We start from the raw sequence: 26,126 nt of genomic DNA, 5'->3' as shown, positions 1-26,126 counted from the left end.
CAAATCTAATTGATGACGGGCACAGGAAGAACTGGGACGTGAGTGAAGAAGTGAAACATCTGGACGTCGCGGCGGCGGCGGAACTCGAGTGGGATGTGGTCGTGGTCGGGGCAGGGCCAGCCGGCTCGATGGCCGCGCTTAACCTCGCGAGGCGCGGGCACCGAACCCTGCTGCTCGACAAAGACACTTTCCCGCGGGACAAAGTCTGCGGTGACGCGCTTATCCCAGATACAATCCGCTCATTAAAACGCAGCGGTCTGCACGCGGAAGTCTGTGGCCGAGCCCTTCAAGCAAGTACTAGCACCTTCTACAGTCCATCGAGAATAGAGTATGACGTACGAGGCGAGTTTCTCACTCTGAAGCGAATTGAACTGGATGCACTGATGGTTCGAGGAGCAGTTGCAGCGGGCGCGACGTTCTCCCGAGCGAAGGTGACAAACCTCTCGGTTCAACCCGACGGGACTCTCCGACTCGCCACCGAATCTACTGAGACGCGATTGGCGGCGCGCGTAGCACTTATTGCAACAGGAGCCAATGTCGAGATGCCATCGAGGCTTGGCTTAGTGACTCAGCACGGCCCAAGCGCGGTTGCACTTCGCTGTTATGTTCGCTCGTCTGTTGACCTCGATCGGCTCGTCATCTCGTATGACCGTTCGATAACCCCCGGTTACGCTTGGATATTCCCTCTCGCCAATGGTGAGTTCAACATCGGGTGCGGCATCACGTACGGAAAGCAATCGAGCTCGCCTATTAACCTGCGAGAGACGTTCAGATCCTTCACCACCAGCTTTCCGCTAGCTGTCGAAATAATGCGTTGCGCTGAAGCCGTGTCGCCGCTCCGGGGCGCCATGCTTCGTTGCGGACTCACTGGTACGCGCGCGCAGGGCCCGGGGAATGTCCTTGTGTTGGGGGAGAGCATTGGAGCAACTTTCCCACTTACGGGTGAAGGAATCGGAAAGGCGATGGAGACGGGCGAACTGGCAGCCGATGTTGTGCACGAGGCTCTGGCATCTGATGACATGCGCCGCCTGAGCGATTTCCCGCTCCGAATCGAGCGCGAGTTGAAGCCGAAATTCCTTGGGTATAGAATCGCGGAGAATTGGTTCTCCCGACCATGGCTGAACGATTTCGTCGCGCGTCGCATTCGCAGCAGCCGGTTCTTGCAGGAACTGGTTGCGGGAATCGTGAACGAGACGGTCGACCCGCGGGAGGTCTTCTCGCTGCGCGGCATCCTCCGCTCCTTTGTACGGTGAAGACTGCCAACAGGCTCAGGCAGAGAACGCAGGCCTCCCGCGTCGACCTTCCGGGAGCTGGCGGCGCGTAGCTGAACTCAGTTCCTCCGCGAAAAGTGTTGTATATTTGTTAACGTCGTAGACCTGCTCTAAGACCTGTGCTATTGTTAGGGCGATGCGAGATGCGTGAAGGTCGCAGCCCCCCGTTCAACAAAGTCTATGAACGTTAGTGAGTCACTCTGGCGGGTTTCGTCATCAGACCTATCGCAATTCAAGACGACGAATCCGCTGAACCCGTGGGCGCTGCAACGTTGAGAACAGGACGCGCATCGGAACGCACAGATCGCGCCAGGATGGTAGTTCAATCCAGGATGGTAGTTCAATCAATGATGCCCGTATCCCTTCCCAGGCTCAAAATCCTTTCAGCATTGGTCGCGGTGATCTTCATTTTCTCCCTCTTCTCAGTGGAGCCCATTAGCGGGAGCCCTAAATCGAAGAGGTCAGCCAAGTCTGTGAAGCGAGGCGCCAGGAGCAAAGTGCAATCGCGATCAGCCCGAAAAACCGCGCGCCGGGGCGGATCGCGGTCGTCACGGTTGAGCGCGCGCTCATCCAGACGGGGTGGCCGCTTATACTCTCGGGGTCGCGGCCGTCGAGGACGATCGCGATGGCGCAGTCAAGTAGCCACCAGCTCGCACAGCGCCGGGGTACACAAGTTTCTAAGCCAATCTTGGACTGAGCCGCTGGGCCCTGCCGAGAAGACCGCCAACGACGCGGTATCTGGCAATCCAGCGCCGGGTACTTCAACTGCCGGCGCCGATGCCAGGCCTCCGGTTGAAGGCATTCCGCACGCAGCCGAAGAAGCAACGCGACCGAGGCTTGCCAATGCCGCGACGCCAGAGCCGGCGCCGATAAATCCGCTGGTAGCCGCCTACGCTGACAGTCTTGCGGCTTTTGGTTTTAGCGCCGAGAACCAGGGATTCATAGTAACTACCTTGAAGGGCGAAGTGCTGGCGGAACACAATGCCGACCGGCTCTACAATCCGGCGTCGGTCACTAAAATCGCCACGTCACTGACTGCGATATCGCGGCTCGGTCCTGACTTCAAGTTTCGCACTACGATGTACACGGATGGCACCCTCGATCCGTCCACTGGAGTGCTGCACGGTTCGCTGTACGTGATAGGGAGCGGCGACCCCGCTTTCTTCTCAGAGAACGCGATGATGATCGCGGACAAAATGAATCGCAGCGGCATTCGCGAAGTTGACGGGAACCTGGTAGTGCTGGGCCAGTTTTTTTTCAACTTCTCCGCGTCCCGCGAGGCCTCGGCGAAAGCCTTTCGCGCGACGCTTACGCCTGAAACCTGGAACGCCCAGGCAAAGACCTCTTACTTGCGATTCCTCGCCATCCGCGCAGCGGAAGATCGAGTGAGCGACGTCGGCCGCTTACAAGGCGAGCCGCAAGCCTCGCTCGCTCCGCCGCTCTTAGGTCCTCCGTCGCTCAAGATCACCGGGCAAACGATCACCGATCCGAACGTAAGCACAACTAAGCTGACGCCGCTCGCGGTGCACACCTCGCTTCCGTTGTTGCGAGTGCTTAAGGGGCTGAACGATTTTTCAAACAACTGGATGGCGACGATTATCGGAAACCTGGTTGGCGGACCTGACGCGGTAGTGCGATTCCTGCAGACCGAAGTCGGATTCAAGGAGGACGAGGTTCGGTTCGCGACTTCGTCGGGATTAGGCGCCAACGCCATCTCTCCGCGCGGCACGATTACGATGTTGCGCAAGCTGATCGCTTATCTTGAAAGCAAGAATCTCGGCGTTGAGGACGTTCTGCCAATAGCGGGCGTTGATGCGGGGACGCTCGAGAGGCGATTTAACGACGCTTTCCGCGGGTCGGTCGTCGGCAAGACCGGAACGTTGAGCAGTGTGAGCGCACTGGCAGGCGTTGCCTACACCCGCAATCGAGGCCCGCTGCTATTCGTAATCTACAATCAAGGGGGTTCGACTCACCGCTTCCGCGCAGCGCAGGACGAGACAGTAAAGAAGCTCATCACGCTCTACGGCGGACCGGCTCCCGTTCGGTACGCGACAGCAAGTCGGCCCCAGATCTCCGAGCGGGTTCCCGAACAAAGCACCGGGCCGCGCGGCTCCTCCAATCCGAGGTGAACAGCGATGATGTCTGGCATGGATTTGTCGAAGGCACAGAAGGCCCTGTTGGCCTGGAGCGCTGGCTTCCTGCTTCTGGCGGAAGGCGTAAAGCGAATGCGCATCGAAGGCAGGGCCGCTACTATTGTTGGGCTGATTGAGCTGCTTCTCGCGATCGCGACCGGAGTCGCCTTTGGATGGGCCACGACGGCGAACAACGAGTAACGAGAACAGCCACCCCCTTGACGCCCGTCTCGCGCGCCACTGGGGCGTTCCTCTCTTTCAACCTATGAATTGATCGATAGCGATCAGTTGCCCTCATTGCGAATCGTCGAAACCTCAAGTTCAGATCCGATCAAGTTCGTGTCTCAGATTTGAGATCTGAAATCCGGCTTGCCTGGATCATCCAGCGTCTTTCATCGAGCTGCCCAAGCTTGCTTTTTGCCATTCGTCAAAACATAATCCGAGCCGAGGTTCAAACAGCGAAATCGAAAAGCAAATCAAGAACAAGTGTTTAGCGATTTGAAGTTCTCAGCCTGAGCCGACCGAACAATCAACGATATGTTGGACATCTGGTACATCTGGCTAATACTCGGCGCGTTGTTTATCGTCGCCGAGATTTTCACCAGCGGGTTTGTGCTTCTGTGGTTTGGCATAGGCGCGCTCGTTGCCGCACTGCTTGCATTGACTGGCCTGGTCGGACTGCCGCTTCAGATCTTAGCATTCCTGGTCGTCTCAATTGCGCTGACCATCGCATCGCGTACGATCTTCGAGCGCTTCCTTATGCGCGGTTCGCCCGGAGGCGAGTTGAAAATGGGGATGGATACATTGCCCGGCCGGATCGGCGTAGTGGTCGAGCCCTCTAAAGGCGCAATGCAAGAAGGAGCCGTTCGCGTATTTGCCTCGACGTGGCGCGCGTTCCCTGCAGAAGGCGAGGAACCGTTGCGCGAGGGCGAGCAAGTTCAGATCGAACGCGTCGAAGGAGCGTCAGTCTACGTCAGGCGAGTTGAAGGCGAGCCGTCATGGCGTCCGCAACAACGACTGAGTCAGTAGCGCGAAGCAGCGGTAGCGTCTTCTTCATCCGCCGAGTTGCGCGGGCTGGCCTCATAAGAAAAGGAGCGACTAAACATGGAAGCAATTGTACTTCTGGTTTTCGCCTTCATGGCGCTAGCCGTGCTCATCACCGCTCTCAAGTCTTTTCGAGTTGTAGGCCAGGCTTCGGTGATGATCATCGAAAGGCTCGGCAAGTTTCACAAGATGGCGGGTAGCGGGCTGAACCTCATTCTGCCGTTTATCGATAAACCGCGATCGGCTTACTGGAGCGGCATAAGACCGGGCCTCTCGACGCTCGACCTCCGCGAACAGCTTCTCGAGTTTCCGCCGCAGCCGGTTATCACTCGCGATAACGTTACAGTGAATGTCGACTCGGTGCTCTACTATCAAATCACCGATCCCATCAAATCCATGTACGAGGTCGCCGATTTGACGGGCTCGATTATGCAGCTTACGATCACGTCGATGCGTTCGATCATCGGCGATCTCGATCTCGACCACACCTTCTCTTCGCGAGATTTGATCAATAGCAAGCTGCGAATCGTGCTGGACGAAGCGACCGAGCGATGGGGCGTGAAGGTGACACGCGTTGAAGTGCGAAACATCCATCCTCCCGAGGACGTTCGGGTGACGATGGAAAAGCAAATGACCGCCGAGCGCACTCGCCGGGCGCTGATACTTCAGGCAGATGGTGAGAAGCAGGCAGCAATCGCGCGCGCCGAAGGTGAAAAGCAAGCGGCGATCGCGCGCGCTGAGGGCGAGAAGGAAGCCGCCGTGCTTCGCGCCGATGGTCAGGCTACGGCGCGATTGCGCAACGCCGAAGCGGAGGCTCAAGCGATCAAACTGATCTCCGGCGCGATCACCGCTGGTCAGGGAAACCCGGCGCAGTACCTACTGATGCAGCGCTACATCGAATCGCTGACCAACATGGCTACGAGCACCAATGCGAAGGTGGTCTTCATGCCGGTCGAGACGAGTTCGGTGCTTTCGTCGGTGGGCGCGTTGAAAGAGGTCTTCGGCGAGATTGGCGGACAGAAAGAGTCCGTCGACTACCGAGGAGAGCACATGCTGCCGGCGGGGCGCACGCAGCGATAACGTTTGGAGTTTTAGGCCGTTCTGAGTTCAAACTTCAGCTTGCCGCAGTACGATAGAAAGCAACCTGAAGGTTGAACTCTGAACATTCACTCTTCCTCGGCGTACACGGTTCCCTCGTCGCTCTCAAAATAGGCTTTGTACAAAGCCTGGGCGTATGCAAGCTGATTGCGCCCTACCATCAAGCGCAACTGCCCTCCGAATGCCAGGTACGGCATGACCGACAGCGAGTGCATCCCCTGGATCAGGACAGCGACGTGGTTCTGTTCAAGCGTTTGCTTGATGAACATCGCCTCCGGGTGTGATTGCGGGCGGCATAACTCGACAAATTCAACGTCCCTTTCTTCGCTGGTTCCAACCACACTTCCCGCCTCGTCGTTCAGCGTGCTCGCGACCAGTTCACATCCGCAACTCAGGCACCTGCCTGCGTTGGTTTCAAACTCTTCGGCGCAGATAGGACAAAGCATCAACATCGCCGCTGAATCCTAGCACAACCTCGTTAGAACATTGCGGGATTTCACGTAGTATTGCGGTCGATTTTGTTTTATATTCTCACTCTCGTTTTACTCCCAGTGGAAAGCTGACGTTTGATTCTCGGAGGATTCCCATGACTCTCATGTCCGCCTTTAAGCGCTTCCGTGTGGCCGTGTCTTTGTTCACTATTCTTTTCGTGTCCCTGCCCCTCGGGACATTCGCGCAGGACCCGAAGAAAGACGACGAAACGAAAGAAGACAAGAAGGAAAAGAAAGACGAAGAGCTGCCGCTAAAGACGGACAAGAAGATCGAGTTCACCACAGATGAAGGAACGTGGATGTCTCTCGATGTTTCGCCCGACGGCAAGACGATCATCTTTGATCTGCTCGGTGACGTCTACACGCTGCCGTCAACCGGCGGCGAAGCCCGGCGCGTAATGGGCGGTCTGTCTTTCGAGAGTCAGCCCAGGTTCTCGCCCGACGGCAAGAAGATCGTGTTCATAAGCGATCGCAGCGGAGCCGAGAATTTGTGGATCGCCGACGCGGACGGCTCGAACCCCAAGCCGCTGACCAAGGGACGCAACACATCGTTTCTGTCTCCGTCGTGGACCGCGGACGGTGATTACGTCATCGCGTCGAAATCAACCGAAGGGCTCGGCACCTTCTCGCTGTGGATGTATCACAAGGACGGCGGCTCGGGAGTAAGCCTGGGGCCGCCGCCACCGCCGCTTCAACCTTTTGGCTCGGGTCAACCCCAGCCGCCCCGGCAAAACAAGTACGGCGCGGTAGCCTCTGCCGACGGGCGATTCGTCTACTATGCTCAGCGTAACGGAGCATTCACCTATAACGCTCAGTTTCCGCTCTGGCAAATCATACGCTTCGATCGCGAGAGCAGCGAGACTTCGACGATAACCAACGCGCAAGGCAGCGCGATGAGACCGGTGTTGTCACCCGACGGCAAGAAGCTCGTCTACGCCACCCGCTATGAGTCGGGCACGGCGTTGCGCGTGCGCGATCTCGAAACCAGCGAAGAGCACTGGCTGATCAATCCGGTCACGCGCGATGATCAGGAATCGCGTGGGACTCGAGACACGATGCCCGGCTACGCTTTCATGCCCGACGGTAAATCCCTCATCGTTCCAATCAACGGGAAAATTCAGCGCGTCGATATCGAGTCCTGCAAAGCCACGGTCATTCCGTTCACCGCCAAGGTCGAAGCTGAACTGGCGCCGCGAGTCTATTTTCAAAATCGCGTCGATGACAGCTCGACCGTGCGCGCTCGGCTGATTCGCTGGCCTGCGCTCTCGCCGGACGGCAAGCGTATTGCCTTTAGCTCACTGAACAAGCTTTGCGTTATGGACCTGCCGGCGGGCACGCCGCGCCGCTTGACCGATTCGCCGCTTGGCGAGTTTATGCCGTCGTGGTCTCCTGACGGACGCTACGTAGCTTATGTGACCTGGTCGCGCGAAGGCGGGCACATCTATCGAGCCGCGGCCGGCGGCAGCTCGAGGCCTGAACAGCTCACTCGGCGGGCCGCGCACTATTCAAACCCCGTTTACTCCCCCGACTCGTCGAAGATCGTTTTCGGATCGGGTGCGACCACCGACCAGCTCTTCGCGGATCTTACGATACACGATCCGGACGTTCTGCCGGACGCAACGATGGATCCGAGCGAGATCACCGGCATCGGTCAGGGCACCGGTGTGGACCTCAGATGGATTCCCGCTACGGGAGGTGATTCGACGTTGATCGGCCCCGCTCAAGGTGGACGCTCGCCGCATTTTACCAACGATCCGAACCGCGTCTATCTCACAACCCAGGCCGGACTCACCTCGGTAAGGCTTGACGGCCTCGATCGAAGGACGCACTTCAAAGTCACCGGCACCGGTACCGGCCCGAACCCACCGAGTGCCGACGATATCAAGATCTCGCCCGACGGCCAGCGTGCATTCGTGAGCCTCCAGGGCAAGCACTACATGGTGAACGTTCCAAAAGCCGGCAAGGAGACGGTGGCCATCAGCATCACCAGCGGGCCCTCATCGGTTCCAGTCAAGAAAATGTCGCTTGAAGGAGGCGACTATCTCACGTGGTCAAACGATGGCAAATCGGTGACCTGGGCCTGGGGCGCGAAGTTCTATCGCCAGGACGTGAGCGCCGACAAACCCGATGTAACCGATGTCGTCGTCGAAGCTCCTCGCGCTCGACCTAAGGGCACCGTTGTTTTAAGCGGCGCCCGCATCGTCACGATGAAAGGCGATGAGGTGATCGAGCGCGGCGACATCGTGATCACCGACAATCGAATAGCGGCAGTGGCAGCGAAAGGCAAAGCGCAAATACCTGCCGGCGCAAAAATCATCGATGTGACCGGCAAGACTATCATTCCGGGATTCGTAGATGTTCACGCGCACATGTGGCCGCCGCGCGGGGTGCATCAAACGCAGGTGTGGCAGTACCTGGCGAACCTTGCTTACGGTGTGACCACCACTCGTGACCCACAGAGCTCGACGACCGATGTGTTCGCCTATACCGACCTTGTCGAGACCGGCGACATTCTTGGACCGCGAGTCTACTCCACGGGGCCGGGGGTGTTTGCTCAGTCAGGAATCGAGGATAAAGAAGCGGCCCGCAATTTCATCAAGCGGTACAAGGAGGCTTATCACACGACGACGCTCAAGCAGTACGTTGTCGGCGATCGCATCGTGCGCCAGTGGGTGGCGATGGCTTGCAAGGAATTCGGCATCACTTCGACAACCGAAGGCGCGCTCGATATGAAGCTCGATCTGACTCAGATGGCGGACGGCTTCTCTGGTCACGAGCACTCGCTGCCGATACAACCGCTCTACAAAGACGTTGTCCAGTTTGTCGCCAAGACCGGCACGTTCTACACGCCGACGACGCTCGTCGCGTACGGCGCGCCGTGGTCCGAGAACTACTACTTCGAAAGCACGGACATTCACGGCAACGCGAAGGTTCGCCGTTTCATTCCGCACGAATTGATTGACACGATGGTCAAGCGCCGCGGCCAATGGTTCTTGCCTTCCGAATATGGCCACGTCGGACTCGCCAAGGCTTGCGCCGACATCGTTCACGCGGGAGGCCGAGTATGTTTAGGCGGTCACGGTCAGTTTCAAGGGCTGGGCTGTCACTGGGAAATCTGGAACCTGCAGTCGGGCGGTATGACTACGCTCGAAGCTTTGAGGGTGGCGACGTTGTTTGGAGCCGAGGCGATCGGTCTACAGCAAGATATCGGCTCAATTGAAGCCGGCAAGCTGGCTGATCTCATCGTGCTCGATAAGAATCCGCTCCTTGATATTCACAATACGAACTCGATTCGCTTCGTGATGAAGAACGGACAGATGTTCGAAGGCGACACGCTCGACGAGGTCTGGCCCGCCCGGAAGAAGCTCGAGAAGCAGTACTGGTGGGACCGGGACCCTCGCTGACGGGGGGGATTGAAAATTGAAAATTGAAGACTAAGGCGGCGGCCCGTCCCTCAATTTGCAATTTCTAATTTGCAATTTTCAATTTCTTGCGCTTTCCAATTTCAATGTCCTGCACAGTTTCAGTTTCGGCGCATCCACCGGCCTGACATCGCTTTCTACGCTGCTGCCCCCGCGTGCTGGCCCAGACCCTTGTGGTATATCTCGCTTATCAGTTCCCTCATGGCGCGGCCGTCTATCGGCTTCGACAGCAAATAGCCTTGCACGTACTCGCAATTCAACCCGGTGAGCTGAATTATCTGGTCGCGAGTCTCGACGCCTTCAGCAACCACGTCCATTCCCAGGTTCCTGGCCAGCGTCAAAATCGTTTTAACTATCTCCGCGTTCTTTGGCAGGCTGATCCGCGACACGAATGAGCGATCGATCTTCAACGTGTCGATCGGAAACCGGTGCAGGTAACTCAGCGAAGAGTAGCCTGTGCCAAAATCGTCGAGAGACAGTCGAACGCCGAGCGCTTTGATTCGCTTCAGCATCAGAGCCGCAGCGTCAATATTCTCGATGATGGCGCTCTCGGTGATCTCCATCTTCAAGCTGCCTGCATCCAGCCCCGTTTCATCCAGGATCTGAGAGATGCGATCGATAAGATCAGGCTGCGAGAATTGTCTGCCCGAAAGATTGACGCTGATGCTGAGCGGCGGGTCCGAGGGAAATTGCTCTTGCCACAATTTCAGTTGCTGGCAGGCTTCTCGCAGCACCCACTGGCCTATCTCGATGATCAGTCCCGTATCTTCTGCCACCGGGATGAACTTCAACGGCGAGATGTAGCCGTGTTCCGGATGGTTCCACCTTATCAGCGCTTCGAAGCCGCTGATTCGCCAGGTTTCCAGCGATATTATTGGCTGATAGTGGACGCTGAACTCGCCGTGCGCGAGGGCACGGCGCAGTCCGGACTCCAATTGCGAGAGCGCCGCGTTGCGGGCATGCATCCCCTGGTCGAATAGCTCGAAGCAGCCTCGGCCCTGATCTTTCGCGCGATACATCGCGGTGTCCGCGTTGCGAATGATCTCGTCAGGCTGCTCTGACCCGGTCTGGTTGAGCGCAATGCCGATGCTGGCCGAGATGAAGACTTCGTGGCCGCTAAGATTGAACGGCGAAGATAGGTGCTCGCGTATGCGTTCGGCGGCCTGAACACAATCGCTCACGTGCCTGACGCGGTCGACGATGATTGCGAACTCATCGCCTCCCAGCCTCGCGACTATGTCGCCGGGCCGCAGACATGATTCGAGCCTGCGCGCGGTCGCTACCAGCAACTGGTCGCCGATCTGATGACCGAGGCTATCGTTGACAACCTTGAAGCGGTCGAGATCCAGGAACAGCACGCCAAACGCATAGCCGTCGCCTTTTTTCACCTCGGCCAGCGAATGTTTCAGCCGATCCATGAACAATGCGCGGTTAGGCAACCCGGTCAGCGCGTCGTGAAACGCGTTGTGCAGCAACCGCTTCTCCGCTTGTTTTTGCTCGGTCACATCGGTCAACGCGCCGGTCATCCGATAAACGTGCCGGTTCGAGTCCATCACTGCCAAACCGCGGCTCAACATCCACCGATAGCTGCCGTCTTGTCTTCGCACGCGATGTTCACTTTGGTACTGTGGTGTCAATCCGAGCAGGTGGGACATTATCTCGGACTGCACCCGCTCGATATCTTCGGCGTGAACGCGATTGAACCACTCATCGGGCCGGCTGTTCAGCTCGTGCTCCTTGTAGCCGAGCATCGCCTTCCACCGCGCGCAGAATTGCATTTCGTTGGTCTCGAGATCCCACTCCCACAGGCCGTCGGTCGCGCCGCGCAGAAGCGTCGCGCAACGCTCTTCGCTGGCGGTAAGCGACTCGAACGCTTTTGCGCGTTCCGCCATCGCTTGATCCAGTTCAAGGCTTTTGCGCCTGACCTCGAGCCCGGCCATTGCGGCGTGAGCTAATGAGCTCAGCGCACTCGACTGAGCTTCGCTCAACGTGCGAGGCCTTTGATCGATCACCGACAGCATGCCGATCACGTAACCTTCAGGTGTAGTCAGCGGCGCTCCGGCGTAGAAGCGAACCGCGGCACTGTTGGAGTTCGGAGCGTCGCTGTTGAGCTCGCCAGCGGTTTGCGTATCTGATACTACGAACAAGCCGCCGGCTTGAATTGCCAGCGAGATGAGCGAGTCTTCACCGGCAGCGTCACTCGACAACGAGCCGGCTCGCGAGAGGTGTTGGACGCGGTCAGACCTGACGACGCTCAACAAAGCACCCGCCGCCCCGCAGACTTCAGCCGCCAGACGGGTAAGATCATCGAGCAGTGAGTCGGGCTCCAGCAAGTGAGTCTGATAGCTTTGCAGAGCATCGATTCTCGAAGCTCCGCCCTCCAGCGCCGGCGCTGGAATCTCTGACTGTAGTACCTGAAACTGTACGCTCAATCGATGCCTCTCTTCATCAACGGCATTTATTCGACGAACAAGAGACTGCAGTAGTGGGGCGGGCAGACCCTCTTCATTCGCAGGAATAGTGGCAAGAGCAATGCCACTGGGCAGAGCGCTTCAAGCGAGGCTAAATGCACCAGTCACGTCATATGGCCGAGGGATAAAACGGCATGGACGGTAGGAATGACTGATTGGCAACTATCATTATGAACGATGAGCGATTGGAGTAGAGTCGGGTCAAGAAATGCTCTCCGGCTGTTGTTCTCACGTGATTTCTCAGCTTACCTTCTCAGACAGGTCATCCCTACGGGATTGCCAGCCTGGAGATCTCGATCTGCGATCCATCAAACCGAGTCTGACTGCGTACTAGTTGTAACTCGATCTGCGATCCGTCAAACCGAGTCTGACTGAGTACTAGTTGTCTCTGTCCTGTTGCGCAACACTGCTGTCAATGAAATCTTGCCGACGGCTTGCCGGCCGTTTCGGACCTGTTCTCAACCTGTCACTCCCTCGAGCTTGTCTTCGAGGCCGGCGAACACTTCCTGGAGCCGTTCGAGCACTGATTGCTCCGCCGACCAGAATCCGCGGCCGGAAGCTTCCAGCAACCGCCCAACGAGCGTTCGCGCCGAGTGCGGATTGAGCGAGCGCAATCGATCGAGCATCGCTTCGTCAAGCACGAATGTCGCAGCGGCTTCATCGTAGATCCAATCGTCAACCGCGTCAGCAGTCGCCGACCAGCCAAACGTGTTTGTTACGTGGTGTTCGATTTCAGCCACGCCGCTGAAACCATGCCGAAGCATGCCTTCGAACCATTTTGGGTTCAGCGTCTTCGTTCGCGTCTCCAGCCTGACAGTCTCTTCAAGCGTTCTGACTTTGGCTCCCGGCGAAAGCGAGTCCGACAAATAGATGCTCGGCCGCGTGCCGGTTTGTTTTTCGATCGCCTTGGATACGCCGCCCAGGTACTCGAAGTAGTGATCGACGTCGGTTATGCCGACTTCGGTTGTGTCGATGTTTTGATAGGTCACCTCGACTCGCGACAGCGCGCGCTCCAACAGCCTGCGCGCTTCCCGGCCATCGAAGCTCTTTCCCTGCGAGTCGCGCCCGTAGGCAAAACACTTTCGGGTGACGAACAGATCTCCAAGCTCACCGCTGTCCTCCCACTGGCTGTCAAGCACCATGAAGTTGACGTTTGTCCCATAGTTGCCGGCCGCGTTTGAGAACACTCGCACCGCCGCTTCATCAAAAGAACAGCCCGTCTCAGTCATCTGTTCCTCGACGTGCCGTTTGATGTAGTTCATCTCGACCGGTTCATCGAGCGCCGCAACTTTTCGCACCGCATTGTCGAGCAGCGTAATCGTCGCGCCGAATAAATCGCGAAAGATTCCCGACACAGTCATCACGATATCAACACGCGGCCGGCCCAACTGTTCGAGCGGAATGATGTCCACGTCGGTCGCGCGATTCATAGCATCGCGTCGAGGCGTCACTCCCAACAGCCAGAGAACCTGCGCGAGCGCTTCCCCTTCGGTCTTGATGTTATCAATGCCCCACAAAACCATCGCTATTGATTCAGGGAAGCGGCCCGTTTCCTTGAGGTGACGATCGAGCAGGGCGCTGGCTATCGGTTCAGCGCGCCGGACCGCGACAGGAGAAGGAACTGAGTAAGGGTTGACCGCGTGAGTGTTGCGGCCCGTTGGAAGGATGCCTGGGTTCTGAATGATGTCGGCGCCGGGACCGGGCTCGAGATACCCGCCTCTCAGAGCGCGGATCAATCCATCGAGCTCATGGTTAGTCTCCAGTTGCTCCCGAATTCGGCCGAGCAGGGCGAACACTTTTAGCGACTGCTCGCTGGCAACCGCCGCGCGCTTCGACAGCAACCTGGCCGCGGCTTCTCTTCCCTCCTCGCCCGTGCCTTTCAGGAAATGCGCAACCGCATCTCGCACGATGGCCTCAACCTGTTCACGCTCACTCAGTCGCCGTTCCGAGTGGCCGCTCTCCTGTAGCAGTGTGCCGTAAGCCTTTAAGCCCAGACCTTCGGCAACAAGGTCAGGCAGCGAGCGAATGCCAAGCTCGGGCCGGTCGAACGACGCGACCATTCTCAACAGATCGGCAAGCTCAGCATGCGTCGATGCGCGCCCGAATACGTGCAGGCCAGTCGGAATCAATCGCTGCTCGATCTCGAGAACCTTCTCGTAGAATTCAAGCACGCGCCGGTCTCGGTCTTCATTGTTCATTCGCTCAGCCATCGCTTATTCGCGTTCTCCCAGCGGCCGACGCGATTGCCTCGTAGACCGTGCGAACGTCCGGGCGAGGAAGATAGACATAGCTGGCCCCGAGCATCCGTGCAAGCGCATCACCTTCCCCGCTGGATACGAACCTCGACTTTGTATCAACCACAACTGCCGGGATCTGTTCCGATCGCAGCAACTGGCCGAGCGCCCTCAACTCGTCACCGATCGTAGTCCGCCCCTCGCGCAAAGAAACGTTAGCCCTTCCGTCGGTGAACAGCACTAACATAGCTTGCGTCACACCTCGCAGCCGCCCGAGCCGGGCTAACTCTATCGCCTTGACCACGCCCGCGGAAAGCGGCGTTCCGCCTCCGGCGGGAATCGCGTCTACCAACCGCTTTGCAAGCTCCACGCTGCGAGTTGGGGCCAGCAGAACTTCTGACCCTGCGCCTCGGAAGCTGATCAACGCGACGTTGTCGCGGTGAAGATATGCTTGCGCGAGTAATCGAGTAAGCGCGCCCTTCGCATGCGCCATACGGTTGAGAGCCATGCTGCCGCTTGCATCCACGGCGAGAATAAACATGATCCCTGAACGGCGCTTGAACTCTTTGAATCGAAGATCCTCAGGTTCGATCTTCACACGAGTAGAGCGAGTGTTAGTCGGCGATCCGGCCGGCCATTCGCCTTTCGCCGGCTGTTCGCCGTTCAAGCCACCTTGCATACGCCGCCGCAATTGAAACGGCGCGGCTGCACGAAGCGTGGCGTCGACGGCGACCCTCTGGTCCCGAGTCCGTCGTGTCGTGCTTCGCACATATCGTCCGCGCATCGATGCGGATGGTTTGAACCGCTTGCCGTCGCGAGAGCGGCCAGATGTTCGTTGCAAGGGCGAGAGCAGGTCCTTCTGCAACTCGGCGTCGATTGTCTGAATAATCAGGTCTTCGATCGCACCCGCGATGAAATCGCGCCCGCCATCTCTAGCCTCGTCCCCACTGCCTTCGCCGGAGTCCTCCTGCTGTGTAGAGTCGTTCTGTTTTTCTGTCTTCTCTCTCGCCGACGGAAGCGTTGTCGCGCGCGGCGCAAGCACAAGCTGAATAGCGACAATGACGTCGTCTTCGTTAACCGCGTCGCGCCCGGCGAGCGCTGCATTTGCCCGCGCCGCCTGCAAAGCGAAAACGTCGGCTCGATTCCCTTCCACTCCAAGCCGGATCGCTACCAGCGCTATTTGACGAATCTGATCCTTCGAGACCCGAACCCGCGGCAAATGCGCTCGCGCGTTTTCGATCACACTCTTGATCCCGGCAGTCTCAAACGCAAAGTCCTCCGCGAAGGTGGATGGGTTGTCGTCGAACCGAAAGGCTCGGTCGATCATCTCTACCGTTTCGTCCGCCGAGCATTCTGTCCCGGAGCTCACGATCAATCCGACGCGATCGCGCAACAACGCGCTCGGCTCTCCCTCGGCCCGGCCGAAAGCCCCCACAAATAGGAAATCGGCGTCGTGAATCGCGCTCACACCTTCACGTTCGACGCGCACCTGGCGACAGTCGAGCGCGTTTCCTAAGTGGGCTGCTGTGTCCGCCTCCAGCAGGTTCACATCGTCAACGTAAAGCACTCGCCCATTGGCTCGCGCAAGAAGGCCTGTTGAAACCTGGCGCTTTCCGGTAGCCAGGGTGCGCTCGAGTTCAAGCCCGCCGAGCAACGAGTCCTCGGTAATGTTGATCGGCAGTTGGACGGTATCGAGGTCGAAGTCGCTTGAAGGGTTCGCCGTTCGCAACGCGCGATTCTCATCGTCAGGCAGCACAGATCCGAACGCTCGCGCTAGAGAGCCACAAGCTGAAGCGCTCTCCGCTGCGATGAGCACGCCCCGAAGCCGCGGCTCGGCGGCCAGCAACAGCAGCGCGTGCTTCTCGGCGCGGCGCCCGGCGACCGCTGCGAAAGGATATTCGATCCGACCCGGCGACGATCCCATTCCAATCCTCTCCCAAGTGCTCAGCGTCTTTGCGTCTTTGCGAGTCTTTGTGGGCTTTGCGTGAAATCCGGTTTCGCGCAAAGATCACAAAGACTCGCAAAGACGCAAAGACGTCAATATCGGTGCTCTCATCTGATTGCTGCCAACCGCGCACTGCCCGCGTGCTTCGGAATCGTCTCACGAATCGCCTGCTCTATTCGCGCGCCGCTGTCCACTGTTTCAAGCGGATCTCTCCGCAGCCGGTGACGCAACGACATCAGCACGACTCGTTCAACATCATCAGCGCTCGCCGTTACGCGTCCCTCAAATGCAGCTAGCGCGCGCGCGGCACGAGCGATCGTCAACTCGCCGCGGTGCCCATCCACCTCGAGCGCGACACACAACTCGGCGATCAGCATCAACAGACTCCGATTGATGCCGACACGAGGGAGCAGCTTCTTTGCGCGGGTGATTCGCCTTCGCAGGTGGTACTGGTCGCGCGCCGTCGCGTCGTGAAAAGCCGCCGGGTCATCATCGAACCGCTCGCGTCTCTCAACTATCTCGACGCGCTGGTCGATGTCGGAGATGGTCGTGATCTGAGTATAGAGCCCGAAGCGGTCAAGTAGCTGCGGCCTCAACTCGCCTTCTTCGGGATTGCCCGAACCGACGAGCACGAAGCGCGCGGGATGGCTCACTGAAATGCCTTCGCGTTCGACTACGTTGCGGCCGGATGCCGCGGCGTCGAGCAAGACGTCCACCAAATGATCGTCGAGCAGATTGACTTCGTCGATGTAAAGAAAGCCGCGATTCGCGCGCGCGAGCAAGCCCGGCTCGAATGCTTTCACTCCTTCCACCAGCGCGCGTTCTATGTCGAGCGTGCCGCAAACCCGATCCTCGGTTGCGCCGAGCGGCAGATCGACGACCGGGACGGTAGCGCGCTGCGCAGGCAAGCGGCCCTCACCGGACGCTCGGTTCGCGCATTCGTCGCACAGCTCATTCGGCCGCTCGGGGTCGCAGCCGTAAAGGCAGCCTTTCACTTTCTTGATGAGCGGCAATAAATCCGCAAGCGCGCGAACGGCTGTAGACTTGCCCGTGCCCCGATGACCCATGATGATCACGCCGCCGATGTTCGGGTCGATAGCGCCCAGCATCAGCGCGAGCTTCATCTCTTCCTGGCCGACGATCGCGGTGAACGGATAGACGACGCGATCAGACCGAAGGCGGCCTTGCTCCCGCGCGGCGTGCGCGGCGTGGCTGCTACTGGGTTTGTCTTCTCGCCTGGAGGTTTTGTGCATTTCGGAAGATGGCAGGCCCTTTCTGCGTTGATCAATATAGAAGGCGAGTTTGAGATCAGTCAACTGATTGAGACTTTGTGTGCACTCTGCCTTGTAGCTCTAGAAATGTAGATGCGCCGCAGTCGCTTATTCGGCGGGCAATGTGTGAAGAGTCTGAGGATGCCACGGGCTTGCCCCGTTGGTAGGTTCACGCTGGCTGCTACAACGATTCGCATGCGACGCGCGAGATGCCACGGGCTTGCCCCGTGGAGCTTCACGCTGGCTGCTAGTTTGGCGGCACGGTACTCGGCGCCGTTAACAGCGACCGTGAACCTCCACCAGGCAAGCTGGTGGCATCCTCGGCCTTTTCACAGTCTTGCCGGCGAAGGGGCACGTTCCCCTTAAGCTGCTGCAAGAGTGGTCGCCTCAGATTGACGCTTGCTTGTCCGCTTCCAGGGAGTCGCCCGTCTGGTGGTCTTTGATCTGGTAACGCAAAAACTCGTGAATCGCCGCGACTGCTTCAGCGTTTGCGGTAGCAATCCGGACTCGAGCGCCTCGTTCCATAGTCTCAAGTGTGTAGCTGATATCCGCCTTCAAACGTTTCATCGTTGGTACGCCCGGAGGCGCTTCGCCATGAATAAACATCGGCTTGCTGAAATCGCCCTCCTTGAAGAGCTTTGCGATGTGCGAGAGGTGAGTCCTGATTTGTTCCTGGCTTGCGGCGTCATTGGGATCATTGGCGGTCACCTCGATCGCGCCGCCGTCCGCAGTCAGGCGAAAATGATGAGTGGTCTTGTCGTGGCTGAAACCCATCGCGTGGTCGCCGCGTTCGTTCACGCCATCCACACGCTGCTTGTCTTGCTGATGATTGTGATGTTGATCCGACGGCTGCTGTGTTCTGGCGGCCAAAACCAAAGGCAGCATCAGTGCTAACAAAACCCCAAAGTAGTTTTTCGCTTTTACCATTGATTCTCCTTGCTCTCTTTCTTTCGATTGATAGGTGTACGGGTGAAGCGCGATGACCGTGTCCGCCTCCCTAGAGCTTTCGTCGCTTTCGCTGCTAGCGACTCCAACAGACCGGCGCGCTCCGAAGGCAAGTTCTTCGCCAAAAGCGCGTCCCAGTTCTTCAACAGCCTGCGCAGTTCATCGCGCAGCGCTGTAAGTTCGCCAAGTTGCGTCTCAACCTCCGTAAGCTTTGTCCCCGCGAGTGCTCTCACCTGATGGCACGGCGCGCCGCCTCGGTCACGCACGCTGAAGATGCGAGCCAGTTCGTCCAGGGTGAATCCGATTCCGAGCGCGCCGCGCACAAGACGCACTCGATCGAGGTCACTGGCCGGATATTCGCGATAACCGTTTGCCGAACGGCGCGGCCGCGCGAGCAAGCCCTTGCGCTCGTAATGCCGCAATGTGTCGGTGCTCACACCGGCCAGCCGCGCCAGTTCTCCTGACCGCAAATACTCCTGTTTCGGGGTCTCGTCCCTCACTTGTTCACCTTCGAGCGATTATAGACTCTGGAACAGGTTCCAGGGTCAAGCTCTTTTTTCTTAGTTGTTCATTCAGCGCGTACGGTAACGCCGTGATAGCCCGACGATCCGCTTGGAGCCGGGGGCGCATATTGCGAGGTCTGCGTCTGACCTCGACCGTCCGTCGCCCTCACTAGGACTTTGTGCTTGCCGGGTTGCGCGGGTTTCCACCGCCGTTGCCACAGCACCCACGAGATCGGCGAAAGAGCAGGCTTGATCTCTGCTTGGTCCCAACTCGCGCCGCCATCAGTCGAGACTTCGACCTTGCTGATTCCGCGGTCGCCCGCGAATGCGATTCCAGCAATCGTAGCTTCGCCTTTCACAGAGCTATCGGGCGCGTCTATCCGCGACATCGTCTTGTACTCCGCGCGATCATCCCATCCTCGCCGTTGCCAATAGCCTTTGAAGTCGAAGTCCACCGCTTCGATGCGGGTGATCCACTTCACGTTCTTCATCCCGTAGATCCCCGGCACCAGCAGTCGCACAGGGGAGCCGTGCTCAGGTGTAAGCGGTTCGCCGTTCATCTCGTACACAAGGAGAGTCCCATCAGCCATCGCGCGATCGAGCGGAATCGAGTCGGTGTAATCGTCGCTCGCTCGCAGCACGATGTCGACAACTGCCTGCTTGAGCCCGGCTTTTGCAAGAACGTCTTTGAGGCGCACTCCCCGCCACAAGGCGGTGCCGATCAGATCGCCTCCGACTACATTGCTGATGCAGGCCAGCGTCGCATATTGATCAACCGAAGGCAGCGCCTTCATCTCGTCGTAAGTCAGCGAGAGCCTGTTGTCTACGAGACCTGTCACTTCCAGCTTCCATCTCCGCGCATCAACCTCGGGCTCAAACGCGTTCTTGGACACCTGGTAAAAGTCTCGAGTGGGCGTGATCTCGAGGGCGAGATTATCGATGTTCGGGAACACGCCATCGCCGCGCTTTACACGGCCCGAGCCGGACTGCAGCCACATTCCAAAAAGCGACTTGCCTATGTCGTAGATCCCAATTGCCAGAACTGCGTAGCCAACACCTCGGACAACGCGGCGTCTGCTGACGATCCTCCCCGGCGCGTTTGCAGAGATCGGGCGTTCGATGTATTGGGCGCTTGCTACGCGAAGAGCAATTCCGTACAGCGCGTACACGACTAGGAGCCACGCGCTCGTGAATAGCGCTCCTTGCCGCAAGCGGTTTCCAAACATTCCGCCTCCCAGCAGCGGTATCAGAAGCACAGCAGTAAAAGCCCACATCAAAAACGAGAATGCGACCAGCCAGACATAGCGCGAGAGAGTCGAGCCCCTTCCGGGTGCGTACCGAAGATAAGCGAGCGCCGCTCCGATCAACGCAATGAAATAAATCACTGTGCAGCCGAGAAATGCCAGATGCTTGGCGAACGGACCCAGCATTCCTACCGCAAGCTCGACCATCCAGATGGGAGCTATCGCGAAGATGAATTGAGCGAGAAGCTCGGGCACGAGCGGCGCGTCGAAGACGAATCGAGCGATGAAGCCTGCGATCAGCGCCGCCACTCCTGCCAATAGCCCGACCTGGAATTGAATCTCGCTCTCTGTCGGCAGGTCCGGCGCCGCTTTATTCAAATCGAGCTTTAGAATGTCCATTCGCGTGTCTTTCGGCGATACAGAATTATAGCCGCTACTTACCTAATCACCGAATTGACTCGCGGTATTCCTGCCTCGACGCGAGGTCTACGCTTTCAACTCCTGCACCCATGTTGCTGAGGCAGGGTGAAGATAGTAATCTCTCTCTGCGATCGCGCGAACCAAACGATGGCTGAGGCCGAACAAATACTGACTACCGAGGCGGACGCTCCCGCTGCGAAGAAACCGCAGGCACGCCAGGCGCGCAAGCTTGTTGAGATCATCCCTTCTCAGTTGGCGGCCTTGCGCACTTACCACAGCGCCGTTCTCGACACCGAAGCGGTCGAGGCTGTCCACAAGATGAGAGTAACGACGCGCAGGCTTCAGGCCTCGCTTGATTTGCTCGCACGCGAGATGAAGGTGCGCAAGCTGAAGAGGCGGCTTCGCAATTGGCGCCGCAAGCTCTCCACCGTCAGGAACTACGACGTATTTCTCGAACTCATCGAGAAGGAAGTGACAAGCCGGGGCCGGACTCGGCGAGAGCAGCTCGAGTTGGTAAAGACCATTCTGCAAGACCGACGCTTGCAACGCGCTGCAAAGGTAAAGAAGTTCCTGCAACACATCAACATCAACGCAATCGCCCATGGCCTGGGACTAAGCACGCCCGCGCCTAATGAGACGCCTGATCCAATTCGCGTCGTCGACGATACGCGCGATGAAGCGCCGACGCTCGAGACTGCGGCCGAAACGATGGTCATCGATGAACGAAGCGTAGCGGGCTATGCGGCCGAGCGGCTCGACCAGAGGCTTGCAGAGTTTCAAGCTCTCGCGGCGCAGTCGCAGCCGACTAACAATCCGGCGGAGTTGCATCAGCTACGAATCGCCGCGAAGCGAGTAAGGTATTTGTTGGAGCTCGTCTCGGAGATGGGCTACGGCGATGCGTCGCGCGCGTTGGCCTGGCTACGGACGCTTCAAGATCGCATAGGCGACTGGCACGACCTGGAAGCGCTGGAAGGGGAGATAATCGCGATCGTCTCGAGCCCCGAATTCATGAAGCAACACCTCGCCGAGAGCAGCCAGATGCTTCAAGCGGCGGCGCATCTGCAAAAGAAGAAAGAGGCGCTGGTGTCGCGCCTCTTTCCGGTACGCGTGCCTCGGTATCTCGAAGTTACATCACAGCGCATTGCGAGAGCGTTGCGCCGGCACTCGATGCGCGGTCAAGCACCGCGGCGACTCAGCGAGTGATTCGCACGCAGAAGGTAGATCGCTCAGAACACTTTGCTCCAGGTTCCGAACGGCTTGAACGGATTGCCTCCAATTGCACTGTCTACGAACACGTCTATCGTCTTCTTCGGCCCGGTTCCGGCTGTGGCGCCTAAGGCGAAGCCGTTCAAGAGGAAGTGGTCGCGTGTTACGCACCCGATCGTCGCAGCGAAGCGAGTGTTCGCAGCCACGTCGTTGAACCACAGCCTCGCTGTGCCGCTCCTATGGCCTGAGACTCCCACCGCTATCCGTACCGAAAGCCTGAAACTGAGGCTATCGCCGGAGTGAATATCCACAGGAGCGGATAGGGCGAGGTCGATCGTCCGCAACACGGCATTATTGAATCCGCTGCTCCCGCCGGGTATGCCGTTGAGTTGACCCGAGCCTATGAGAGCGCTGTTCTTGAACACTTCGGCTAGCACGTCGAACTTCGTGCCTACGTCATCGCTGTTCTTGAGGCCTATCCAGACTCTTGCCGGGCCGAGCGCGGTCAGCACCGGAGCATTCACCGCGGGAGCGCCCGCCACGATGTTTGCGGCAAACTCAGAAGTGTTGCCGGCCGCGTCTGTAGCGGTGGCAGTGATCAGCGTCCCAGCGGATACTGGTGGCAGGGTCGTCCAAAAGTTACCGGATGCGTTTGGAGTTGTTGAGCCGAGAAAGACAGCTCCTTCGCCATGACCTGAAGGATCACCACCTGGCGTCGGCACTGGATTGGCGAAGAATTCAATTACGACATTCCCAGGGTTCGGTGTATCTATCGTTCCCTGACCTAGCAGACATACAGGGGTCGCATCGGCCCGATCGAGCACCGGATAATTCATCAACTCGTTCGGCCCAGTGTCGAGGTCTCCTGGATCGTTGGGGGTCAACCCGGGGTTAAGCTGAATTCCCAAATCGCCGTTTGAAAAAATGCGATTTCGACTTATGGAATTGCGCACCCCGGCAGCGATAAAAACTCCCGCTGAAGCATTCCCGGCGATAACGTTGTCTTCAACTCGATTGTCATTCGACGCTGGATCTCCAGGTCCACCACTTATGTGAAGTCCAAAATGACCATTGCCAAATGACGGATTCCCATTGACGTCGGTTCCTATCAGGTTATCCTTGATTAGATTGCCATCGGATGAAAAAATCCCTACGCCGTCCAGCGCATTGGCAGAGATCAAATTGCCGATGACTACATTGTTGCGCACGTTAGTCCCGATTGAAGAGACAATGCCCACCCCCTCCAACTGATTACCGAGAGCCACTGTTCCCGTCACGTCCATTCCGATGTAGTTACCCTGAACCAGGTTGTGGTCGGCGATATTGATTCCCCCCACCAAGAAGACGCCGATGCGGAGGTTGCCGGAACATATGTTTCTGGCGGCAGGATCCGGGCCACCGATTGTATTGAACGCGGTCTCAGTGTCTACACCATCCCGCGCGTTGCCCAGAGCGATTGTTCCTGTAACATCGGTGCCAACGAAATTGCCCTGAACTACATTCTGATTCGCCCCGGGGTTCGCCCCCGAGTGCATGCTTATACCATCGAGACCGTTCCCGGACACGACATTTCGCTCGCTCGGAGTCAATCCTCCCACTCGATTGTTCGTGGCTCCGTCGATGATAAATATGCCGTTGCTAGCATTTCCCGCGATGGAAGTGCCGGTCGCGTCAATCCCCACGAAGCACCCGGAAACAACATTACCACTCGATTGCGGACCATAGATCACGATCCCGTTACCTGTGCCACCGGGTGTCCCCGGAAAACTGTTGATCACGAGACCTCGAATAACATTGTTGGCTGAGCTGATAAACAACCCATCGGACGCAGTACTCTCGGAGCTACCCGTGATTACTATCTCCGGTCCGGCGGGGTTGCTGTTCCCTGTAAAGGCCGTCTGAGTTGTTCCATCTATCGTGGTCCCGCCGCCGGACAGTGGCGGCAGCACAGATAATGGCGCGATCGTGAAGACTGCGCCGCCAAACCCTGCATCGCTGGTTGGAATGTTGAATCCGATCAGCTCAGGTCCGGGTCTGTTATTCGCGGCAATGATCGCTTCTCGCAACGAGACCAGCCCATCTGGGCCAGGCAAATCCGCGACTTGCTGGGCACCACCAAAATCCAACAAATCTGAAGTAGTCGTGACAAGAATATCCGGCGCGCTCGATTGAGCCGGGTATGCAAAGACCAACAAAGGAATCGCAGCGATGAGGAACAGCACGGTCGTCCTGCTCCGAAAATGCCGGGTCAGCATGATTCTCTTCTCCTTTCATGAACCAACTGGGAATGCATCGCTCTCATAGGTCTCGGCGTGCTGGCTTCTTCTCGGAGATTGCCTGGTATTCCCCGTAGGCCCGGCAATCGAGTCCGCAAGTGCAATGCCGCGAGCCCGATTGTGCGAGCTGGAGGCTGCTATCCTCACGGCGTGGAAGGGTATTTATCGGGAGTTGGTCCAAACTCGAACACGGTTCCGTTGTAGCCCTATCAGCTACACACGTCGAGCGCGATTCAAATCGGAAAAAGGATTTATTGTTAACGTATCGGGGATTGCTGGGCGGCTGACGGGCGCGCGCAAATGCGCATCGCTGTAGCCAGCCTGGCTACGGGCAGGTTCATAAGGCTCTCACTTCAACTCTCTTCCTCTCTTGATCATCTTGTGCAGCGTGATGCGATGCACCCCCAGCCGGGCGGCGGCTTCGGTGAGGTTTCCGCCCGCTTGTTCAATAGCTCGCTCGATCACTTGCTGTTCCTGCTCGGCAAGCGCGCGCCTCACCTCTCTTCTTCTTCGCCGAAGATCCTCAAGGTCCGCGGCCTGAGTGTGAAGCAGTTCGAACAGCGGGTCCTTCTCGATATTCACTCGGTGCGAAACGGTCTTCAGTACTTCGGCGGGCAAGTCCCCGACCCGAATCACATCATCGGTGAGGACGGCTAGTCGGTGGATCAGGTTCTCAAGCTCGCGCAGGTTGCCGGGAAAATTGTACTCCTTCAGCCACTCATACGCGTCGCGCTCCATTCGGATCGTCTTGCCGTAGATGCTCGAGAACTTGTCGAGAAAGAAATCGATGAGCAGCGGGATGTCGCCTTTGCGCTCGCGCAGAGCCGGCATGCGAACCGGGATGACATTCAATCGATAGAAAAGAGCCTCTTGAAACTTCCCTGCTTCAGTCAGCGCTTTCAAGTCCTTGCTGGTCGCGGCAACCACTCGCACGTCAATTCGAATCGTCCGGCTTCCACCGAGGCGGTCAAACTCGTTCGATTGCAGAAAGCGCAGCAGCTTGGCTTGCAGCGGATAAGCCAGCTCGCTCACTTCATCAAGGAAGATCGTTCCGCCGTCGCCTTGCTCTATGCGCCCGATGTATCGTCCGGCGGCGCCGGTGAAGGCTCCCTTCTCGTGTCCGAACAACTCGGATTCGAGCAGGTTGTCTGGAATCGCAGCGCAGTTGATCGCGACGAATGGACGATCGCGTCTTGCGCTTTGGTAATGCAGCGCCCGGGCGACGAGTTCTTTGCCTGTTCCTGTCTCGCCCTCAACCAACACCGTCGCCGGCGAGTCTGCGATCCGGTTGACCACTTCGAGCAGCGAAAGGACCTTCGGATCGCGGCCGACAATCTCCTTAGACGCCCGGCTTGCGTCGAGGAAGACGCGACTGTCGCGTTCAAAGGTAGCCGGCAGCAGGTGTGCGTGCTGAAGATAAAAGACCATGAACTCGGCGACGATTTCCAGAATCTGAGGGTCTCGTTCGTCGAACGCGCAAGGATGCGAGTTGTTTTCCAAGTATAGGGCGCCAATGGCGCGGCCTTCCTGTCTCAGCGGCGCAGCGATGATTGATTTGATCTCGAACTTGATAACGCTCGCCTCGCGAGAATATGTTGAATCCTGGGATGCGTCTTCCAGGAACAGCGGCCGGTCGTGCTGAAGAACTTCCCTCAATAGAGTCCGGCTGAAATCGTATTCTTCGAGCGACAGGTTCCGGGTTTGAAAATTACGCGCGGCTACGACTTCAGCTTCGGTGGATTCCGGCAGATAGAAGAGAACGAATCCGCGCTCGGCCCCGGTTGCCTCAATCAACGAGTCAAGCAGCGTCTCACAGAAGGCGGTGTACGAGTGCGTCTTGTTACTGACGGCCGTCATCAATACGCGGGCGACACGGCCGTCGCTGGCGTCTTGCGCGAGCTCGTCCGCCTCTCGGCCTATCTTGGCAAGAAAGTCACGCCGGGCCATCTCGGTCAAGAGATCAACGCGGTCCCGAAGCGTCTTCAGTTGCGCGGTCAAGTAATGCAGCCGCCGATCGGCCGTCTCGCTCCTGAGCGTTTCAACCGCGTCAAGCAGTGATGAGATTGAAGCTTGATTAGCGCCCTGCTCGCGCTCTAACAATGCCGCGAGCGTCTCGGCAAGATTCTTGATTCGTTTTGCGTCGGCTCTCATGA

General features: G+C 58.1%; 17 protein-coding genes. 7 read left to right on the top strand and 10 right to left on the bottom strand.

Annotated features, from left to right (window positions below; genetic code table 11):
• Positions 1-38: 38 nt before the first annotated feature.
• From AABO57_00405 to AABO57_00385, 5 genes are all read left to right on the top strand, one after another.
• Positions 39-1,253, top strand: coding sequence for a geranylgeranyl reductase family protein (locus AABO57_00405; protein MEK6284181.1), 1,215 nt, complete (start codon positions 39-41; stop codon positions 1,251-1,253).
• 515 nt (positions 1,254-1,768) lie between these two features.
• On the top strand, positions 1,769-3,400 hold the full coding sequence (locus AABO57_00400; protein MEK6284180.1) for a D-alanyl-D-alanine carboxypeptidase: 1,632 nt from the start codon (positions 1,769-1,771) through the stop codon (positions 3,398-3,400).
• Between the two features lie 6 nt (positions 3,401-3,406).
• Positions 3,407-3,604, top strand: coding sequence for a hypothetical protein (locus AABO57_00395; protein MEK6284179.1), 198 nt, complete (start codon positions 3,407-3,409; stop codon positions 3,602-3,604).
• Between the two features lie 336 nt (positions 3,605-3,940).
• The gene (locus tag AABO57_00390) at positions 3,941-4,432 is read left to right on the top strand and encodes an NfeD family protein (protein ID MEK6284178.1); all 492 of its coding nucleotides are present in this window, start codon (positions 3,941-3,943) and stop codon (positions 4,430-4,432) included.
• A 75-nt stretch (positions 4,433-4,507) separates the two neighbouring features.
• The gene (locus AABO57_00385; GenBank protein MEK6284177.1) at positions 4,508-5,527 is read left to right on the top strand and encodes an SPFH domain-containing protein; all 1,020 of its coding nucleotides are present in this window, start codon (positions 4,508-4,510) and stop codon (positions 5,525-5,527) included.
• Positions 5,528-5,613: 86 nt separating this feature from the next.
• Here AABO57_00385 and AABO57_00380 read toward each other — a convergent pair whose 3' ends face one another.
• Positions 5,614-5,991: a hypothetical protein gene (locus AABO57_00380; GenBank protein ID MEK6284176.1), complete on the bottom strand. Its 378-nt coding sequence runs from the start codon at positions 5,989-5,991 to the stop codon at positions 5,614-5,616.
• 140 nt (positions 5,992-6,131) lie between these two features.
• Here AABO57_00380 and AABO57_00375 point away from each other — a divergent pair, with 140 nt between their 5' ends.
• The gene (locus AABO57_00375) at positions 6,132-9,440 is read left to right on the top strand and encodes an amidohydrolase family protein (protein MEK6284175.1); all 3,309 of its coding nucleotides are present in this window, start codon (positions 6,132-6,134) and stop codon (positions 9,438-9,440) included.
• Between the two features lie 155 nt (positions 9,441-9,595).
• Here the strand turns inward: AABO57_00375 and AABO57_00370 are convergent, their stop codons facing one another.
• The 7 genes from AABO57_00370 to AABO57_00340 form a co-directional block, all read right to left on the bottom strand.
• A complete protein-coding gene (locus AABO57_00370; protein MEK6284174.1) occupies positions 9,596-11,890 on the bottom strand; it encodes an EAL domain-containing protein in 2,295 nt (764 codons plus the stop codon).
• 497 nt (positions 11,891-12,387) lie between these two features.
• On the bottom strand, positions 12,388-14,139 hold the full coding sequence (locus tag AABO57_00365) for a cobaltochelatase subunit CobN (GenBank protein MEK6284173.1): 1,752 nt from the start codon (positions 14,137-14,139) through the stop codon (positions 12,388-12,390).
• On the bottom strand, positions 14,132-16,087 hold the full coding sequence (gene bchD, locus AABO57_00360; GenBank protein MEK6284172.1) for a magnesium chelatase ATPase subunit D: 1,956 nt from the start codon (positions 16,085-16,087) through the stop codon (positions 14,132-14,134). The genes AABO57_00365 and bchD overlap by 8 nt, the downstream gene beginning before the upstream one ends.
• Before the next feature lie 128 nt (positions 16,088-16,215).
• Positions 16,216-17,361 (bottom strand): magnesium chelatase ATPase subunit I, encoded by a 1,146-nt coding sequence (gene bchI / locus AABO57_00355; GenBank protein ID MEK6284171.1) that lies wholly within the window; start codon positions 17,359-17,361, stop codon positions 16,216-16,218.
• 405 nt (positions 17,362-17,766) lie between these two features.
• Positions 17,767-18,306, bottom strand: coding sequence for a hypothetical protein (locus tag AABO57_00350; GenBank protein ID MEK6284170.1), 540 nt, complete (start codon positions 18,304-18,306; stop codon positions 17,767-17,769).
• On the bottom strand, positions 18,300-18,824 hold the full coding sequence (locus AABO57_00345; protein ID MEK6284169.1) for a heavy metal-responsive transcriptional regulator: 525 nt from the start codon (positions 18,822-18,824) through the stop codon (positions 18,300-18,302). Before AABO57_00345 ends, AABO57_00350 begins: the two co-directional genes overlap by 7 nt.
• A 68-nt stretch (positions 18,825-18,892) precedes the next feature.
• Positions 18,893-20,470, bottom strand: coding sequence for a molybdopterin-dependent oxidoreductase (locus AABO57_00340; GenBank protein ID MEK6284168.1), 1,578 nt, complete (start codon positions 20,468-20,470; stop codon positions 18,893-18,895).
• Between the two features lie 126 nt (positions 20,471-20,596).
• On the opposite strand from AABO57_00340, the gene AABO57_00335 reads away from it, so the two are divergent.
• Positions 20,597-21,694 carry a CHAD domain-containing protein gene (locus tag AABO57_00335; GenBank protein ID MEK6284167.1) on the top strand — a complete coding sequence of 366 codons (1,098 nt, stop codon included), beginning with the start codon at positions 20,597-20,599 and terminating at the stop codon, positions 21,692-21,694.
• Positions 21,695-21,717: 23 nt separating this feature from the next.
• Here AABO57_00335 and AABO57_00330 read toward each other — a convergent pair whose 3' ends face one another.
• Together AABO57_00330 and AABO57_00325 are read right to left on the bottom strand one after the other, a co-directional pair.
• Positions 21,718-23,952: a right-handed parallel beta-helix repeat-containing protein gene (locus AABO57_00330; protein ID MEK6284166.1), complete on the bottom strand. Its 2,235-nt coding sequence runs from the start codon at positions 23,950-23,952 to the stop codon at positions 21,718-21,720.
• 369 nt (positions 23,953-24,321) lie between these two features.
• The gene (locus AABO57_00325; protein ID MEK6284165.1) at positions 24,322-26,124 is read right to left on the bottom strand and encodes a sigma 54-interacting transcriptional regulator; all 1,803 of its coding nucleotides are present in this window, start codon (positions 26,122-26,124) and stop codon (positions 24,322-24,324) included.
• Between the last annotated feature and the right edge of the window lie 2 nt (positions 26,125-26,126).

This window comes from Acidobacteriota bacterium (assembly GCA_038040445.1).
GTDB classification, from domain to species: Bacteria; Acidobacteriota; Blastocatellia; order UBA7656; family UBA7656; genus Onstottus_A; species Onstottus_A frigus.
Note: the sequence above shows the minus strand (reverse complement) of the source record. Positions and strands in the feature narration are given on the sequence as shown.